The organism is Sphingobacterium sp. MYb382 (assembly GCF_037572665.1).
GTDB lineage: Bacteria > Bacteroidota > Bacteroidia > Sphingobacteriales > Sphingobacteriaceae > Sphingobacterium.
This window is the reverse complement of sequence record NZ_JBBGZT010000024.1, coordinates 618,261-637,738: the sequence shown is the minus strand read 5'-3', so window position 1 is coordinate 637,738 and position 19,478 is coordinate 618,261. Positions and strand designations below refer to the sequence as shown.

Here is a 19,478-nt window from a genome sequence, read left to right as displayed (position 1 = left end):
GTCCTTAAAAAGTTGCGTTAATACTAAAGGTGAATTGACGAGAGAATGGATAAACTGTCCCTCTTTCTTGACGAATGCTTGACACTACAAAAGGATCAGTCACATCAACGGCAACGTTGACATTATGAAAACCAATTTGTTTCACCCAATTTGCATAACGAAAATCATATTGAAAATTAAAACTACGCGCGTAAAGGGTACGCTCATCCTGTACAAAACGTGATGTTTTATATGTAGGCTTATCATTAAGCAAGCCTTTGAATGGTTTGAAATCTCCCGGTTGCAACCAACGTCCCTCAAAAACACGCTTGTCAACATTATACTTGTAACTACTTGTTTCTACCCGATCAACAAGTGTTTTGTTATAGGCTTGCCCGCCAAATTTAAACCCGAAAGAAGCGTTGAAAGTAAAGCCTTTATAACGAAACATCGTATTAAAGTTACCCCAAGCCTTCGGGTCTGTATTTCCAACAGCCGTCACGTCATTAGCACTCCAAGTATATGTTGGCAGTCCATTTGCTGAAAGATAAAGCTCCTTCCCAGTACTAGGGTCGATACCCAGCGAAGGAACAACCCAAATTTCATTGCTTGAATATCCTTCTATGTACATCTTGCTGACGTCATTCAAGTTATCACGAAGCACTTTTTGAGCATCCTTTAAAGCTTGAGAGGTTTCTATGACTTTATTTTTGTTATGTAAAACCGTCCCGGAAATAGCCCATGTGAAACGGTTAACATCCTTAAATAAAAAAACCGTCGCATAAAGCTCAAAGCCTTTATTCCGTAGCTTTCCAACATTAGCTGTATAATATGAGAAACCATTAGAGGCTGGTGTATTGACTGAAGAAATAAGATCATTCGTATTTTCAACGTAATAATTCCCTTGTAGCAGAACGTATTTATTAAATAGATCAACATCAGTCCCGATATTAAACTTCAGAACTTGTTGCCACTTCAAATCAGGATTTCCCAGTCCTAAAAGATAAGATCCATTCCAGTTGTAATAACGATTATCTGTAAAATAGCTGTAAGTTGTTAGTGCTTGATAGGTGTTGAAATTAGTTGACCCCGACGTTCCTACCGAACCTCTAATTTTTAAACGGTCGACAAAGCCTCCTATATTAAAAAAAGACTCTTCATGTAGGTTCCATCCCAAACCGGCAGACCAAAAGGGAGCAAAGCGCTTGTCAGCACCAAATTGCGAAGAGCCATCCATCCGAAAAGTCCCATCTACAAAATAACGGTTGTCATAATTATAGTTTGCATTGGTAACAAGACCGACGGTACGATAGAAATACTCAGAGCCCGATGGTTTTCCACCCTTAGCATATTGCAACGCCATAGAAGGAAAATCTAAATTAGCATTTGGAAAACCCTCTGCTACAAATCGATAGTTTGAATTTTTACTTTGATAAACATTAGCCTCAGCACCAATAAATATTTGATGCTTCTCTTTCAGCCGCTTACTATATGATACATTTAAAGCACTTTCATAACGCATTCCATTTTCTAATCCCAATGCATAATCTCCCTTCCTGAAAATATCATCACCCGTATAATTTGCGAATGCAGTATGTTCAGCCGGTCTAAACACATCAGTTTGCTTATTAGATTTTGTAAAACTGAACTTCCCAATTAAGCGTAAGCCGGGTTGAATAGTCCATTCTACCGCCGTCTGATTGGTGATATCTGTTTGGTCTCCTTTATTCAAATTGTTCAACGTAGCATTGAACAATGGACTCGTTGGTAGGCTGTTCCAAACGCCTGAATAATCGGTATTCCCAGGATTACCCAATAGTTTATTTACACTGCCGTTCTCATTATAAGGCCTCCAATATGGATTAAGACTTACATAATCGGAGAAGCTACCATAAGGAGATATGGTATTCTTGATATTATTAATATTTAAATAGTTACGAAAAAGAAGCCCTTTGTAAGCGTACGATAAGGTAATCGACCCATTCAACGTATTTCTTGCCGAACCTTTCATGACACCGGCAGTATTATTATTCTGAATTCCGGCGGAATACCGAAATTGACCATCTCCGCCTTCCAAACGCAGGTTACTTCGCAAAGCATATGACGTACGTAGCGGGATAGCTAACCAATCTGTTTCAACACCTTTGTTGACTTCATCCAACAAAAAATTATAGTAACGCTTCAGTGGAATATCGGTACTTGCATTTGGAGAATTATATATCCCTGCTAAACGCTCCAGCTCTAATTTATCTTTGGATTTCAATAAATTATAACCGTTCAAATCGGGTGCTTCCACCTTTAGCTCGGAACCAAAAGTAACACGAAGTCGGCCGGCTTGCGGCAGCTTCGTTGTAATTACGATTACTCCATTTGCTCCTCTAGAACCATAAAGCGCAGTCGCTGCAGCATCCTTTAAAATTGTTAAAGACGCTACATCATTCTCATTAATATCAATAAGTGCACGTAAAGAAGATTGAAAGCCATCTAACACAATCAAAGGTGTATTAAGCTGACTTGAGGACTCGCTTTTTATCTCATTTACATTTGGAATACTTGAGTTTCCACGTAGCTGAATTTCGGGGAGCCGATTGGGATCATTTCCATACAAATTGTTTTCAATAATATTAAAAGAGGGGTCAATATTACGTAAAGAGGTAACCAAGTTTCTAGAACCATACTGTCGCAATTCTTGGGTAGTAACAGTTCGTGATGCTCCTGTGAAACTTTTATCTTCCTTCTTAAAAATACCGGTAGAGACGACCACTTCTTCCAGCTCACCCTTAGCCACTTTCAGTCGAATAACTTGGGACTCTTCCGTTGAACGAACCTTTTGCGTATGTTTCACAAAACCTAACAGACTAAAGACGACCTCTTGATTGTTTGCACTTGCTGGCAACGTAAACTCGCCTTTTTCATTTGTAGCAACAGCTTGCTTCGGGTTATTTTTAATAGAAACGGTAACTCCCGCCAAAGGCTTTCCTTCTTCATCAACGACAACTCCACGAACATAAGATTGGTTCATCGCAACAACAATGGTTTCTACGACCTGAAGATTCGTAGAGCGTGAGGCCGCAGAGCTGGGTAATCCGGCACTCTTCTTAATGACGATGGTCTTATCAAAGTAATCAAAAGTAAAATTGCTCCGCTGAAGAACCGTATTTAGGGCACGCTCTAAGGGTTCCTTATTCAGGTCTACATCAATCCCTTTTACGGTAGCGATATCAGCTTTTTTGTAGAAGAAAGTGTAGCCACTTTGTTTTTCGAAATCCTTCAAAATAGATTCCAAACTAGCTTTATTTTTTTTTAGCGTAATCTGTTGGGCATAACTATGCGCATTAACATAGGAAAAACCTAAGCCCAACAGTAAGGCTATAAGGTTCATTTTCATAAAAATAAAAAATAATGGTCGAGCAGTAATAATGCATATAGGAACCTCCTTTAAAAGCGGTTTGTGCATAGCATGACCTTGTTCTTGAGGAAACGAGGTGTTTTTACCTCGCTGCAAGAACGGATTTAAGAAAAAATTCATTAAATTCGGAGTTGGTTGTAATGAAAAAAATATAGATCGTTTCTGACGTTATAGCCGTTTTTAGAATCGGGTTCTGCGCCAACAGAATCCGATTTTTTTATGGCCTAACTCCACTTAGGTTGAATTTTGGTATTGTTTCATGTCGTTCGGTTAGGTTAATGTTAATTAATGATCAAGCTGATTCGCTTATCCTTGCCAATCAGCGCTTTGGTTTTCAATTCTGCGTAATTCAATAATTCAATCAATCGGTCTAAAGGTAAATTCCGCGGAATCTTACCTTTATATAGGTCGATTTGACCACTCGGCTCATACTGGATATTAATATCATACCAGCGAGCAATTTCTGCTAAAACAGCTTCCGTATTTGCTCCATCAAAATAAAACTGACCCTGTGTCCAGCTTAATATACTTTCCACATTGACGGATTTCACTTTTATAGTCCCTCCTTTCACAACAGCCTGTTCGTCGGGCTTTAGTAGTACCTGTTTTCCTTTGTCGAGTGCGTTGTGTACTAAGACAGAACCCTCAGCTAGAGTTGTCTCTACCTGTTGCTGATCGAGATAGCTTTTGATGTTAAACTTAGTGCCTAAAACCTGAACTCGTTGCTGCCTTGACTCTACGATAAATCGACTTTTATTCGTCGTTTTATGAACTTCAAAATAGGCCTCCCCTTCAAGCTTAACAACACGGTCGCCAGCGCCAAAAGAAGAAGGATAGGTAAGCTTAGAATCGGAATTTAACGTAACTCGTGTACCATCCTTTAAGGTTAACTGATACATTCCCCCTTTCGGAATCTGCAAACTATTATACTGTACCTTCTCGCTTCCATTCTTTGCATCCTGATAGCGAATTTCACCCTGTGCATCCTTAATTATAAGCGATTCTCCAATTTGAATGGACTTATGCATCTCCAATTGATCCAAATCAATCTGCTGTCCATTTTCTAAAACAATAGTTGCCTTCCCTTGTCCGGGCATGATTTGAGCAAGCTCTGCTGTAGTAACTAGTATTTCCTTATTAAAATAGGAAAACCCAAAATAACCAAGAACAAAAGTTGCCACCGCAGCAGCAGACCAACGCACAATCGTATGACGTAAACGCCTAGCACGATCTTTACGAATAGAATGCATCAAACGCGTCTTCACCGCATTTTGCATCTTTTCAAGCGTTGGCGTTGTTTCGGAGGAAGTATTAGATAGATCATCATACCAATCTAAAACCTCCTTTTTGTTCTGTACTTTTAAGTTTAAAAAACTCGTTAGCTGCTTATAAATTAGCTTTACACGCTTCATAAAATGATTGCAATATTTCGGGCACCGTTAATAGTTAAGTGTATAAAAAGAGAGAGAACCCCCACTCGGAATAGATTTTTTTTTAAAATAATAAAACAAAGCTTCTAGCGATTATACGCAACCTCCTGATAGCCTTAGTTATATGCTTTTCAACTGTAGATTCAGAAATTTCCATTTTTTGAGCAATTTCTTTATTCGTAAACGATTCATTACGACTTAGCTTGAAAACTTCACGACATTTTTCTGGTAAATTTTCAATCTCATTCGCAACCATGTCAATGAGGTAACGATAATGTAATCGCTCCTCAATAGAAACACTTTCATCCAAAACATCAACCTCCTGAACATCAACAGCGTGTAAATATGGCATTGTTTTTCTGTAATGTGCTAAAACAAGGTAACGACAAGAAGAATATAAGTAGGCAGGAAGGTTTTCGATAGTTTTTAGTTGAGCCCTATTTTTCCATAAAGACAAAAATAAATCATGCAAAATATCCTCCGCAACATCATAGTCAACAACCTTAGTAATTAAGTGTCGCATCAATGCAGGAGAGAACAAATCATAAAGCGTAGAAAAGGCTCGTTCATCTCCGCTCGTAATTCGCTCCACAAGAAAGTCTAAATCATGTAACTCTATCTCTTTCATGATAATTCTCGAATAAACGTAGTAATTTCATAATCTCCAAGCCTACCCCAATAGCACAATCCATGAAAACCAAATGAATCAATCGATTTATAGGGATTAACGGTTACTAGTACAACGGTTTCGCTAGTAAAGCAAATATAGAAGTAAAAAATAGTCTACCAAACCTGTAGTTTATTTTTCACACCTTTATTTTCCGTTAAATCATATCTCTTCACCGAGAAACCGTTCAAAGTACAATCACAATACAAACACGATAATTTCATTTTTCACCTTAATTTATGCACGAATCAACAAGCAATAGACATAAAAAAGATTTTTAGGCTTATCAAAGCTATAAATATAGATGACATTATCCCATTTAAAATAAATTTTATGAAACCTTTCTCACAAACAGTACTTTGTTTAAAAAAAACTAAATTCACATACTTTTATCACCGTAACAAACTGTAATTCTACTGCCTATTAAATAATAAATCATGAGTCTACAGCAAGCACAACTAACCCCTGCACAACAAGAAGGTCTTCTTCAAATCTTACAAGAACGCTTTGAACAAAATATGCATCGCCATGCGAATCTAACATGGGTTAGCATCAAACAACGCTTGGCCAGCAATCCCGAAAAACTATGGTCCTTACACCAAATGGAAAGTACAGGTGGTGAACCCGATATTGTATCCTTTGGTCAACAGGAAAATGAATATACTTTTTACGATTGCGCAAAGGAAAGCCCTTCAGGAAGACGCAGCTTATGCTACGACCAAGAAGCGCTTGATGGCCGAAAAGCAAACAAACCGCAAAATAATTGCATCACCATTGCTCAAGCAATGGGTATAACCATACTGAACGAAGAACAATACCGAAAGCTTCAGGCCATCGAGCCCTTCGACCTAAAAACATCGAGCTGGATAGACACCACTCCAGAGATTCGTAAGCATGGCGGTGCTATCTTCTGTGACCGTCGCTACAACCATGTTTTCACCTATCATAATGGCGCCGACTCTTATTATGCCGCGCGCGGATTTCGTGCTTTTCTACAGATTTAACAAAATGGAAACACTTTAAATACACCAGAGTATCGCTTTTATTCCGTATATTACACTTATTAAACAAGCGTATACAGATTATGGGAGAGTTCGTAAAAACACAACACAACGACCATATTGCATGGATTGCCCTTGACCGAGGGAAATCCAATGCCTTACACATGGAGATGATCCAAGAGCTCCGTGAAGAGCTGAAGGCAGCAAAGGAAAATCCAGCATTGGAGGCCGTTATACTTCATGGTAAAGAAAGCTTTTTTTCCGCAGGCTTAGACCTTATTGCCCTCTATCAATATGATGAACCACAAATGGAAACCTTCTGGGCCGCATTTATGGACCTTGTTTCCGAACTAGCTTCTTTTCCAAAACCAACAATTGCATCCATTACCGGGCATAGCCCTGCCGGCGGCTGCGTGCTCGCCCTTTGCTGTGACTACCGCGTGATGGCAGAAGGAGAATTTGTTATCGGCCTAAATGAGATTCCGGTAGGCATTACCGTTCCTCCGAGCATCTTTGCCCTATACAGCTTTTGGATAGGACAAGCGGCAGCCTATCACAACCTTTTAGAAGGAAAGCTCCTATCACCAAAAGAAGCATTAGCAAGTAAACTAATTGACGAGTTGGTACCTGCCGACCGCATACATACCGCCGCAACGCGTAAAGCCAAAAGCTTGATGCAATATGATAAACATGCATGGCAAGCCAGCAAGTTAAACTTCCGTCAGCACCTACTCGAAGCACTAGAAAAAGATAAAAAAACAGCTATACCGCAGGTACTAGCACAATGGTGGCGACCATCGACACGTACAATAATGAAAACAATTATTGAAAATCTCACCCAAAAGAAAGGTTAATCATGGTTCAAGGAGCATTACATAAAGACGCACTCAAAGGAAAGACAATTGTTGTTACTGGGGGCGGAACAGGACTAGGCAAAGCTATGTCTACTTATTTCTCTTCACTAGGTGCTAACCTGGTTATCACCAGTAGAAAGATTGAAAATCTTCAAAAAACCGCTGGAGAGATAACCACAGAAACAGGAAATCCTGTATTGCCTATCGCTTGCGACATACGCAATACAGAAGAAATAGAACAGGTACTTAAAGCAGCAGAAGAAGCTTTCGGACAGGTAGACAGCTTGGTCAACAATGCTGCCGGCAACTTTATATCGCCAACGGAACGCCTGTCGTCGAATGCCTTTTCGACGGTTATCGATATCGTCCTGAAAGGTACCGTAAACTGCACCCTTACTTTCGGAAAAAACTGGATAGCGAAAAAACAAAAAGCATCCGTTTTAAATATTGTCACCACTTATGCTTTTACAGGTTCCGGTTATGTCGTACCTTCGGCTGTAGCTAAAGCTGGTGTAGCGACATTAACAAAATCATTGGCCGTCGAGTGGGGTAAATACGGTATTCGCCATAATGCGATTGCACCGGGTCCTTTTCCGACAAAAGGCGCTTGGGATAGGCTTCTTCCGGGAGACCTACTTGAAAAGTTTGATTTTAAAAACCGTGTTCCGTTGAAAAGAGTAGGCGAACACCAAGAACTTGCTAACTTAGCGGCCTTACTTGTATCCGACTACACAGGCTTCATCAATGGGGAGATAATAACAATTGATGGAGGCGAATGGCTACAAGGAGCAGGACAATTTAACGGGCTTGATGCCATCCCTACCGAAATGTGGGACACTATTGAAAAAACAATACGAAAAAGTAATGAAAAATAGCTTTCTATTCATGAGCATTATCCTGTTGGTCACCGTAGCTTGTGGACCAACGAAAAAACAAAATGAAGAAAAAAAAGATAGCGTAACCACCCTTGTGGATACGACAAGTATCCCGGTTACGGCAAATCTAAAAGAGGTTATTACGGAATTTGCTCAAGCCTACGTAAGTCAAGATCAACAAAAGATAAATACACACATCAACCCTGAACTGGGCCTGTATATCATCTACAGGCCCGGTGCAGGTGATGAATATACCCACGTAGACAGCATAAACTTCAAAAAACCAGTGCCGGAGCATTTCCCTTACGGAAAAATCAGCACGACGGATCTTATTTCCTTTGCGAAGTTGCCAGAGTTTGACTGTGGAACAGACCGCTGGTCTAAACTTGGCTTTTTCTGCGACACCACGAAAACACCAAACCAGCTATCTACCATCATAAATTTCAAGAAAGAATTTGAGCCTATTTCATCAAGTGAAGTAAGCAAAATTCAAACGATTGAAAAAGATAGCTACCGCGTCATCTTAACGCGTGGTGACAATCTGATTTTCCATGTAAAAAAATATAAAGACGCTTGGTATGTTATCACCTTAGACCGTGCCTACGGCTGGTGTGATGCCTAAGCATACGATTAAGAAACATCTACCTTAAAGAATATATAAAACGTATGAGTAATATTGACCAAGCCACACAGACACGTGTACAGCAGTGGCTGAGTGCGGAGTACGACGAGCAAACGCGTGCGCAAGTACAGAAACTTATTGACCTAAATGAAGAAACAGAGCTTATCGATTCTTTCTACAAAGAATTAGAATTTGGCACCGGGGGATTACGCGGAATTATGGGGGTGGGCTCCAACCGTATTAATAAATTTACCATCGGCAAAGCAACACAGGGGCTAGCAAACTACCTGAAAAAACAATTTCCGGAAACACCTCTTAAGGTGGCCGTGGCTTACGATAGCCGCAATAACTCACAATCCTTGGGACAGCTTGTGGCGGATGTTTTTTCGGCAAATGGAATCTTCGTTTATCTTTTTGAAACCCTAAGGCCAACGCCTTTACTTTCCTTTGCCGTTCGTCATTTCGGATGTCAAAGCGGTGTTATGCTGACAGCATCACATAACCCGAAGGAATATAACGGGTATAAAGCGTATTGGAATGACGGTGGACAACTTGTTGCTCCGCATGATAAAAACGTCATTGACGAAGTAAATGCCATTCAGTCTGTCGCATCGATTAATTTCACGCGCAATCCTGAATTTGTAGAGGTTGTAAAAGCAGACTTTGACGAGCTATACATCCAAGCCAACAAAGCTTTATCCTTCCACCCGGAGGTCGTAAAAAAACAGAAAGATTTAAAAATCGTCTTCTCGCCAATTCATGGAACAGGCGTCACCCTTCTACCAAAAATGTTGGAAGCCTGGGGTTTTGACAATGTATATGTCGTGGCAGAACAAGCGGAGCCTAACGGTAATTTCCCAACAGTTGTTTATCCAAACCCAGAGGAAGAAGAGGCTATGACCCTAGCTTTAAAAGCAGGAAAAGAGCGTGATGCTGATATCATTTTAGCAACAGATCCAGACGCTGACCGTGTAGGTTTAGCCGTAAAAAATAATAAAGGGGTATTTCAACTGCTAAACGGAAACCAGATTGGTAGTCTTCTGGCTTACTATGTGCTCTCTTCCAAAAAAGAAAAAGGCACCTTAAAAGCAAACCAATACATCGCCAAAACAATTGTTACCAGCAATTTAATATCGGATATCGGTAGTAGTTTTGACATAAAAACGTACGAAACCCTAACAGGTTTTAAATTTATCGGAGAGGTAATCACTAAGCACCAAGCCAATGAGGAATACCTTGTCGGTGGAGAAGAAAGCTATGGTTTTCTAGTCGGTGAATTAGTCCGTGATAAAGATGCCATCAATAGTGCTGCATTTATTGCAGAGATGGCTGCTTACTTTAAAGAACAGGGCAAGTCCTTATTTGAGGTGTTACTAGCGATTTATCAAGAATATGGCTTCTACCAAGAAAAGCTTATCTCTTTAACGAAAAAAGGTAAAGCTGGTGCTGAAGAGATTCAAGAGATGATGCGCAACCTACGTGCAAATCCGCCACAACAGTTAGGTGGAGTCAATGTACAAGAGATACGTGACTATCAAACGCTGGAGAGCCATGTGTTAGACACCGGCATCAAAGCACCTATTCTTTTACCACAGTCGGATGTATTGCAGTTTATCACCGTAGATGGCGACGTTATCTCAGCTAGACCTTCGGGCACCGAACCAAAAATAAAGTTCTACTGCTCGGTAAAAGAACCACTAAGCAGCGCTGCAGATTACGAATCCGTAGCACAGAAATTAGAAGAAAAAGTTCAACGTATAATGGCTGATATTGTAAAATAGAAAAAATGGAAAAGTGGAAAGTCTTAGCATCTAAGTACCTCGTTCAACGCCCTTGGGCAACCTTACGGGTAGACACCTTACAAATGCCCAATGGAAACATTAAAGAGGAATACTATGTATTGGAATACCCCAATTGGGTGAACATGATTGGTATAACCGAAGACAACACCATCATCCTTATCAAACAATATCGCCATGGAGCAGAAGATATCCTGCTGGAGCTTCCTGCGGGTGTCATCGAGAAGGGTGAAGACCCTGCCGATGCAGCACGCCGGGAGATGTTGGAAGAAACAGGCTATGCCTTCTCACAGATAGAGAAAATAGCAACGCTCTATGCCAATCCCGCAACAAGTGGGAACCAGACCTACACCTACCTCCTACAACAAGGGAGGAAAGTGCAGGAACAGGATCTTGACAACTCCGAAGATATAGAAGTCGTAGAGCTGTCGATAGCGGAAGCAAAACAACTGCTCCTCGACAACAAATTTGCGCAGGCTTTGCATACTTCTGCCCTATTCTACGCTTTAATAAAGTTGGGTGTCCTTTAAGGATACCCAACTTTATTTCATAAACAACGCAGTCAACCGAATTTTACTGGCCTTTTTTGTACCTTTGCTGTATGGCAAGAGAAATTTTTGAAACAAAAAGAAAAGCATTAAAAATCAACCTGAATTCCGACATCTACGGCACCTTTGCCGAGATTGGCGCAGGACAGGAAGTGGCACGCAATTTTTTCGAAGCTGGAGCAGCCTCAGGAACTATTGCCAAATCCATCTCTGCCTACGATATGGCCTTCAGTGATGCCATTTACGGAGAAGAAGAGTCCGGCCGCTATGTGAGCCGTACCCGACTTACCAAAATGCTGAATCATGAATTCAACCTCCTGCAGGAAAGACTTCAAGGTGAAAAATATGAATCCAAAAAATTCTTCGCTTTCGCAGATACCGTTACTACGCTGAACTTCACCAAAACCAACGAGCCACACGGCTGGATTGGTATCCGATTCCAACATGAAGTAGACGGACCAACAAACGATATCATTATACACGTAAGACTACTGGATAGCGACTCTCGCTTACAATCTAAAGTATTGGGTATTCTAGGCGTAAACTTGATTTTCGCTGCCTACTACTACGCGGAGAATCCAAAAGTCATGATTGAATCCTTAGTGGACAACCTATCTGTTGGATCGGTAGAAATCGACTTGGTAAAAGTATCAGGCCCAGTTTTTGAAACTGCCAATGAGCGTTTATTGAACCTCTACTTAATTGCTAAAGGATTTGCCAAAGCTGCTATTTTCCGCCCTGATGGAAAAGCAGCGCAAATGAAAGACTACTTGTACAAGAAGAATATCATTATCCTTCGTACCAAATATCGTCAAAAATCAAATCCTAACTTTGACCTTTTCAACCTTGCCGTTGAGCAGTTTGTCAAAAATACGGGATCAGCACCTGAAGACACCGTCTTGCTGATTGAAGTATTGATGGGCAACGTATTGGAAGAAGATAGCAAAATCACGGATGAAGATTTAACTTATTTTGCGGAACGTGCAGAATACCTCTGCTCGACAGGAAACAACATTATCGTATCCAACTTCCGTAGAAATAACCATTTGGCCGAGTTTATCAAGAGCTTCAAACCACAACATGTCGGTATTGCAACCAACGTGTCCAACTTGAAGAACATCTTTAACTCCGACAACTACAATAAAGAAAAATATACACACGAATTGCTATCCTATATCTCAGGAATGTTTAGCAAAGATGTTAAGTTATATGCTTATCCATACCGTGATCGAAAAACAAATACCATCATCACTAGCAAGAACCTTCCAGTTTGTGGTCAAGCGAAGCCATTATTTGACTTTTTAATACAAAACCAATACATCGTAGATATTGAGAACTACGATGATGAGTTTGTAAAAACAGTATAAAAGAAAAGCGGGAATCTTTATAGATTCCCGCTTTTTTATAGCTAGTGTAGCCCTCGTCTACAAGTATTTCTTAAAAATAGAATACAAGATTTTCATATCTTCATCCGTTAGGTTCGCCGTGTTCGTATCCTTCTGAATGTAATGTATCTTAAACGCTTTAATTGCAGCATCCAATTGCTTCACATCATAACCAATAACGCGTAGCGCTAACTTCGGATCAAAACCTACCGGCGGAGTTTCTAAAACGTCATCATACCAAAAACCAAAACCTCTATCCGCTAATACTTTCCAAGGAAAGCGTGAAGGATCATTTTTACGCGTAGGCGCGTAGTCCATATGCCCAATGAAATTGGCTTGCGGAATCTTATAGGTATCCTTTAAGTATTGCAATAAAGAAACCAAAGCATTAACCTGCGCATCCGTCCATGGGTCGGTCGTACCGTTGTTGTCCAACTCAATACCAATAGAGGATGAATTTAAGTCTGTATCGTTCCCCCAACGACCAGCGCCAGCATGATGCCCACGGTATAAATCATTCACCATTTGTACAACTTTGCCATTACGACCTACCACATAATGAGAACTCACGCCCGCACGAGCACTATGAAATGTTTTAACCGTCTGCGCTAATGAATCCTGTGCCGTATGGTGAATCATTACGTAGTTAGGCTTACGAATACCAAAGTTAATCGAGGCAATCCATTCCTTATCTGCCGTAGCAACCTTCTCCAACTGTCCTTTTACCGGAGCTTCTTTATATTGCTGCGCAAACTCTCCAGCCTTCTGTTTATATACTTTTTCTGTAGCGGCATATTTACCACCACCACAGGCAGCAAGCAAGCTTATGCCTACTGCTGAAATCATAAAGCTTATTTTTTTCATCATAATTTTTTATCAAATGTACTCGCTTTATTGCGTATTCATGCATGTTTGCAAAAATATACAGCAAACAAATCTGTTACAAAAACTGTAAATAAGAACAAACGCTTTCCCCTAAAATAAGAAAAACTCCCTAGATATTCATCTGGGAGTTTTTCTTTATACCTAAAAGGAAGGATTAAGCTTCCGCGTATTCTTCGATAGAAGGACACGAACAAATTAATGTTCTATCTCCTTGCGAATCATTCACGCGACCTACTGAAGGCCAGAATTTCTTCGCTTTCACATAAGGAAGCGGGTATGCTGCCGTTTGACGACCGTAAGGTCTTGTCCACTCATCAGCCGTTACCACATCCGCCGTGTGCGGCGCATGCTTCAATACGTTATCTTTTTGATCAGCTTCACCAGCTTCAACCGCAGCAATCTCTTGACGGATAGCAATCATAGCATCACAGAAACGATCTAACTCTGCTTTAGACTCCGACTCTGTAGGCTCCACCATTAATGTTCCAGCAACAGGGAAAGAAACCGTTGGTGCGTGGAAACCATAATCCATCAAACGCTTAGCGATATCCGCTACTTCGATGCCTACAGCTTTGAAACCACGACAATCTAAAATCATCTCGTGTGCACAACGACCATTAGCACCTGCGTATAATACTGGGTAGTGGCTTTCTAAACGTGCTTTGATGTAGTTTGCATTTAAGATAGCTGTTTGCGTAGCACGCGTTAAGCCATCAGCACCCATCATTGCGATATATGCGTAAGAAATAGTTAAGATCGAAGCCGAACCAAATGGTGCTGCCGATACCGCAGAGATACCTTGCTCGCCAGATACCGCAACCACTTCATGGTTTGGTAAAAATGGAACTAAGTGTGCTGCAACACCGATAGGGCCCATACCAGGACCACCACCACCATGTGGAATACAGAAAGTCTTGTGTAAGTTCAAGTGACAAACGTCTGCGCCAATAAAGCCAGGGCTTGTTAAACCTACTTGTGCGTTCATATTCGCACCATCCATATATACTTGACCACCATGTGCGTGAATCACCTCACAAAGCTCAATAATAGATTCTTCAAATACACCGTGTGTCGAAGGATAAGTAACCATCAAAGAGTTCAAGTTTGCAGCATGTTCTGCAGCTCTCACTTTCAAATCGTCCATATCGATGTTACCATGCTCATCACATTTCACAACAACAACCTTTAAACCAGCCATCGATGCTGATGCAGGATTTGTTCCGTGTGCTGATGCAGGAATCAAACAGATATTACGGTGACCTTCGCCACGGCTTTCATGGTATGCACGAATAACCATCAAACCAGCATACTCACCCTGAGCACCTGAATTTGGTTGGAATGACATCTTCGCAAAACCGGTAATCTCCGACAACCAATCGTTTAACTCGTTGATTAAAGCCATGTAGCCCGATGTTTGATCAATCGGTGCAAAAGGGTGCAAACCACCAAAATGTGCCCATGTCAATGGAACCATCTCCGTTGTAGCATTCAATTTCATTGTACATGAACCCAAAGGAATCATTGAATGACATAAAGACAAATCTTTAGCCTCTAATGATTTTATATAACGCAACATTTCACTCTCAGAGCGATAGCTGTTAAAAATAGGGTGTGTCAAATAAGCTGACTGACGAATCAACGCTTCTGGAATAGAGCTCGCTGATAAGTCTTTAACCAATGCTTCTAAGTTCACATCGCTTAAATTTTTGCCTTTAACCTTAGCAAAAACCTTTACAATTGTTTCGATATCTTCGTATGAAGTTGTCTCGTCGATAGAAATACCAACAACATTATCACTATAGAAGAAATTCAATTCGTGGTTTAAAGCTTCACTTTTCAATCCACCAACTTCAGCACCCAATTGAATACGTAACGTATCGAAATATGTTTTATTCGTTTGCTCGTAACCCAACTCTTGAAGTGCTTTATCCAACAACTTCGTTAAATCATTGACACGGCTAGCGATATTTTTAATTCCTTCAGCACCGTGATAAACAGCGTAGAAAGAAGCCATAATAGCTAATAATGCTTGTGCTGTACAGATATTTGAGGCCGCTTTATCACGACGGATATGCTGCTCACGTGTCTGTAAAGCCATACGCAAAGCATAGTTTCCATTCGCATCCGAAGTAACCCCGATGATACGTCCTGGAATATTACGCTTGAATGCATCTTTAGTAGCAAAGAAAGCAGCGTGAGGACCACCAAAGCCCATTGGTACACCAAAGCGTTGCGAGTTACCGACAACAACGTCAGCTCCCCATTCGCCTGGAGGCGTCAATAAACTTAAAGATAATAAATCTGCAGCAGCACAAATCATAATGCCTTTATCAGCCGCAGCAGCTGTAAATGTACGGTAGTCTTCAACAGTACCATCAGCCGCAGGGTATTGGATAAATGCAGCAAACACATCTTCCGTAAGATTAGCCGTAGCTAAATCTGCTACACGAATTTGAACCCCGAAAGGAACAGCGCGTGTCTGCAATACATCAAGTGTTTGTGGGTAAATATTAGGTGTAACGAGGAACGTCTGCGCATCTTTGTTTTTACGCGCATTGTATAACATGAACATCGCCTCTGCTGCTGCCGTAGCCTCATCCAATAGCGATGCATTTACAATTTCTAATCCCGTCAAGTCCGAAACAGCCGTTTGGAAGTTCAACAACGCTTGTAGACGTCCTTGCGCAATTTCCGCTTGGTAAGGCGTGTATTGGGTATACCATCCTGGATTCTCCAAAACGTTACGTTGAATAACACCAGGAACCGTAACATCATAGTAACCTTGACCGATATACGATTTGAAAACCTTATTCTTACTCGCTACCTCTTGAACTTTAGCCAAGTAAGCTTTCTCGCTTAGGGCTGTAGGTAGGGTCATCGGTTTCTTTAATCGGATTTGGCTAGGAACAGTCTGTTCGATAAGTTCATCCAATGATTGTACTCCTAAAAAGGATAACATCTCTTGCGCTTCCGTGGAACGAGGTCCAGTGTGGCGATCTACAAATTTTTCTTGATAAAATACGTTACTCATTTTTACGCTTAACTTTTTGACCTGTATAGCCCTAACACCTCATTATTCGCCATTAGCGGCCACACGATTTTCATATACTTTTGAGAGCACAAAGATACGACTTTAAAAGTGAATAAATAACGAAAGAAAACATCCATTACCCTATAAAATCAAAAAGATGATAACATCGCCATGAACAGCCTTCAGCAAAAAGGAAAAACGTATTAGCAACCTAGATAAAAACAACAAAAATCAGACAATTTACCCGCACTAGAAAAACATCAGCAGCCAACAATTGTAACAAATAAGGTACTACTGATGACCGCTATTCACCCACAACCGCCCCTTCTCCTGACCCCACATATAATGTAAGCGACAGATTCATCTTAAATCGCCTGAAAATATGTAATTTTGCAGCTATGAATTCGGAAAGAAAAGTTAGAGTACGTTTTGCGCCAAGCCCTACGGGCGGCCTGCACCTAGGAGGTGTACGTACAGCCTTGTTTAATTACCTTTTTGCTCGACACCACAAAGGGGAGTTTATCCTAAGAATTGAAGATACTGACCAGACACGCTTTGTACCTGGAGCAGAAGAATATATTACGGAGTGTTTAGATTGGTGCGGATTAACGCCCGACGAAAGCCCCAACAAACCGGGCGCTTTTGGACCATACCGCCAAAGTGAACGTAAACCATCCTACCGGAAATTTGCCGAGCAGCTTATCGAGAATGATAACGCTTACTACGCTTTTGATACTGCCGAAGAATTGGACGCACAGCGTCAGCTTCACCCCAACTTCCGTTATTCGCATGAAAATAGAATGAGCTTACGCAATTCTTTAAGCCTATCGGCTGAAGAAACACAGCGTTTGTTAGCGGAAGGACACCCACACACCATTCGTATTAAAGTACCGGTGGATGAGACTATATCTTTTGAAGATATGATTCGTGCCCGTGTTTCCTTCGACTCCAACCTTGTAGATGATAAAGTTTTACTAAAAGCAGACGGCATGCCTACCTACCACTTAGCCGTGGTTGTAGACGACCATGCTATGGAAATATCCCACATCTTCCGTGGTGAAGAGTGGTTACCTTCGGCGCCTGTTCACATCTTGCTTTGGGAATATTTAGGATGGAAAGATGTGATGCCGAATTGGGCGCACTTACCATTGATTCTTAAACCTGATGGAAATGGTAAATTAAGTAAACGTGATGGTGACCGTTTGGGCTTCCCCGTATATGCAATGAACTGGACAGATCCAAAAACGACCGTTGAAACTAAAGGATTCCGCGAAATGGGCTTCTTGCCGGAGGCATTTGTCAACATGTTGGCTGTACTTGGTTGGAACGATGGTACAGAACAAGAATTGTTCACCATTGACGAGCTTATCGCGAAATTTAGTGCCGACCGTATCAGTAAAGCCGGTGAAAAATTCTATTTCTAAAAAGAAAAATGGTTCAACCATGAGTGGTATTAAAAAAATCGACCAGTCGGTAATTACTGAAAGTGTAAAAACTATCCTTACTCAACATAGCGTTTAAAATAAACACGACAACTACCTAAATGCAGTAATTGGGTTAGTTAAAGAAAGAATGACCTTCGTTGAAGACTTCTGGGAGCAAGCATCTTTCTTCTTCCAGCGCCCAACAACATTCGATGCTGATGCTGTAAAGCCGAAATGGAATAGCGACAAATCGCAATTCTTTACAGACTTAACGCAAGACTTCGAGCAGGTGGAAGAATGGACCGCAGCCGTATTAGAGCCTTTATTCAAGAATAAAATCGCTGAATCAGGCATGAAAGTAGGCGAGCTCATGATGCCTTTCCGTATCATGCTTGTCGGTGGAAAATTTGGCCCTGATGTTTTTCAAATAACAGCCCTTTTGGGTAAAGAAGAAGTATGCAGCCGCATCCACGATGCGCTTCCTCACTTCGAATAGCCTAAAAAAGCAGCAGCGCAACAAAGCACTGCTGCTTTTTTTTATCCATTAAACGCACCCTTTTAAAACCTAAATAAGCAAGGCTATTTTCTCTTAATTTAGTACCTTAGCTATCATAAAACCTATAGATAGACATGAAAATAAAATTCATTTACCCTTTATTGTTAGTGTTGATTAGTGTGCTAAGCATTAATCTAGTCACAGCACAGCAAAAACAAAAATATCCTGAAGAAGCATTAGGCTGGAAACTTGGCGCACAGGCTTACACCTTCCGTCTTTTCACATTCGAGCAAGCCTTAAACAAAATTGATAGCTGCAACCTACGCTTCGTAGAAGCTTACTATGGTCAGCCTATTGGTGCTGGAAGTGAAGAGAAATTTGGCCCAGGATTATCGCCTGAAGGCCGTCAGTTAGTAAAAAAACTATTAAATGATAGAGGAATAACACTCTACGCCTTTGGAGTAGTCAATGGGAATAACGAAGCAGAATGGGAACGCCTATTCGCATTCGCTAAAGACATGGGTATTCAGGTTATAAACTGCGAGCCGCAAGAAGATCAGTTGGATATTGTTTCCGCACTATGTGATAAATATGATATCAAAGCGGGTTTACACAACCATCCTGAACCATCCATCTACTGGCAACCGGAAACCGTATTGAAAGCCCTAGAGGGACGCAGTAAGCGTATGGGGGCTACAGCAGATGTAGGCCACTGGATGCGCTCCGGATTGGACCCTGTGGAATGCTTGAAAAAACTAGACGGACGTATTATACACTTACATTTCAAAGACTTAAACGAATTTGGAACGAAAAAAGCACATGATGTTCACTGGGGAACAGGAAAACTTCCTTTAGAGGCTGTTATCAAAGAGTTGAAACGTCAAAAATTTAAAGGCATGCTTTCCGCAGAGTATGAGTACAACTGGGAAAACAATGCACCAGACGTTAAACAAAGCGTTAAAAACTTTCGCGCTATATTGCGTTAAGCAAAAGCGATAATCACGAAGAAAGGCTTGCTAAAGATGTACATCGAACACCACGACGACATCGCGTAGCAAGCCTTTCTTTTTCTT

Annotated in this window: 13 protein-coding genes and 1 pseudogene; 9 read left to right on the top strand and 5 right to left on the bottom strand. The window is 41.0% G+C overall.

What is annotated here, in order from left to right; translation table 11 throughout:
• Window positions 1-4 precede the first annotated feature (4 nt).
• The 3 genes from WH223_RS13355 to WH223_RS13345 all read right to left on the bottom strand — a co-directional run bounded on the left by WH223_RS13355 (window position 5) and on the right by WH223_RS13345 (window position 5,446).
• Entirely contained in the window at window positions 5-3,367 is a 3,363-nt protein-coding gene (locus tag WH223_RS13355) for a SusC/RagA family TonB-linked outer membrane protein (protein WP_340048228.1), read from the bottom strand.
• 302 nt (window positions 3,368-3,669) lie between these two features.
• Window positions 3,670-4,800 (bottom strand): FecR family protein, encoded by a 1,131-nt coding sequence (locus WH223_RS13350; RefSeq protein ID WP_340048227.1) that lies wholly within the window; start codon window positions 4,798-4,800, stop codon window positions 3,670-3,672.
• Window positions 4,801-4,882: 82 nt separating this feature from the next.
• Complete coding sequence (locus tag WH223_RS13345) at window positions 4,883-5,446, bottom strand: RNA polymerase sigma factor (RefSeq protein WP_340048226.1); 564 nt, start codon at window positions 5,444-5,446, stop codon at window positions 4,883-4,885.
• Window positions 5,447-5,922: 476 nt separating this feature from the next.
• On the opposite strand from WH223_RS13345, the gene WH223_RS13340 reads away from it, so the two are divergent.
• From WH223_RS13340 to WH223_RS13310, 7 genes are all read left to right on the top strand, one after another.
• Window positions 5,923-6,489, top strand: coding sequence for a DUF4256 domain-containing protein (locus WH223_RS13340; protein WP_340048225.1), 567 nt, complete (start codon window positions 5,923-5,925; stop codon window positions 6,487-6,489).
• A gap of 80 nt (window positions 6,490-6,569) precedes the next feature.
• Window positions 6,570-7,340 carry an enoyl-CoA hydratase/isomerase family protein gene (locus WH223_RS13335; protein ID WP_340048224.1) on the top strand — a complete coding sequence of 257 codons (771 nt, stop codon included), beginning with the start codon at window positions 6,570-6,572 and terminating at the stop codon, window positions 7,338-7,340.
• A gap of 2 nt (window positions 7,341-7,342) precedes the next feature.
• Entirely contained in the window at window positions 7,343-8,215 is an 873-nt protein-coding gene (locus WH223_RS13330; RefSeq protein WP_340048223.1) for an SDR family oxidoreductase, read from the top strand.
• Window positions 8,205-8,837, top strand: coding sequence for a hypothetical protein (locus WH223_RS13325; RefSeq protein WP_340048222.1), 633 nt, complete (start codon window positions 8,205-8,207; stop codon window positions 8,835-8,837). The genes WH223_RS13330 and WH223_RS13325 overlap by 11 nt, the downstream gene beginning before the upstream one ends.
• A gap of 44 nt (window positions 8,838-8,881) precedes the next feature.
• Window positions 8,882-10,618, top strand: a complete 1,737-nt coding sequence (locus tag WH223_RS13320; protein WP_340048221.1) for a phospho-sugar mutase — start codon at window positions 8,882-8,884, stop codon at window positions 10,616-10,618.
• Between the two features lie 5 nt (window positions 10,619-10,623).
• Window positions 10,624-11,166: an NUDIX hydrolase gene (locus WH223_RS13315; protein ID WP_340048220.1), complete on the top strand. Its 543-nt coding sequence runs from the start codon at window positions 10,624-10,626 to the stop codon at window positions 11,164-11,166.
• A gap of 71 nt (window positions 11,167-11,237) precedes the next feature.
• Entirely contained in the window at window positions 11,238-12,551 is a 1,314-nt protein-coding gene (locus tag WH223_RS13310) for a nicotinamide mononucleotide adenylyltransferase (RefSeq protein WP_340048219.1), read from the top strand.
• Between the two features lie 57 nt (window positions 12,552-12,608).
• On the opposite strand, the gene WH223_RS13305 is transcribed toward WH223_RS13310, so the two are convergent.
• On the bottom strand, window positions 12,609-13,433 hold the full coding sequence (locus WH223_RS13305) for an N-acetylmuramoyl-L-alanine amidase (protein ID WP_445265618.1): 825 nt from the start codon (window positions 13,431-13,433) through the stop codon (window positions 12,609-12,611).
• Between the two features lie 175 nt (window positions 13,434-13,608).
• On the bottom strand, window positions 13,609-16,485 hold the full coding sequence (gene gcvP / locus WH223_RS13300) for an aminomethyl-transferring glycine dehydrogenase (RefSeq protein WP_340048217.1): 2,877 nt from the start codon (window positions 16,483-16,485) through the stop codon (window positions 13,609-13,611).
• Between the two features lie 398 nt (window positions 16,486-16,883).
• On the opposite strand from gcvP, the pseudogene gltX reads away from it, so the two are divergent.
• Window positions 16,884-18,405, top strand: a pseudogene (gene gltX, locus WH223_RS13295) (glutamate--tRNA ligase).
• Between the two features lie 134 nt (window positions 18,406-18,539).
• Complete coding sequence (locus WH223_RS13290; protein WP_340048216.1) at window positions 18,540-19,391, top strand: sugar phosphate isomerase/epimerase family protein; 852 nt, start codon at window positions 18,540-18,542, stop codon at window positions 19,389-19,391.
• Window positions 19,392-19,478 lie beyond the last annotated feature (87 nt).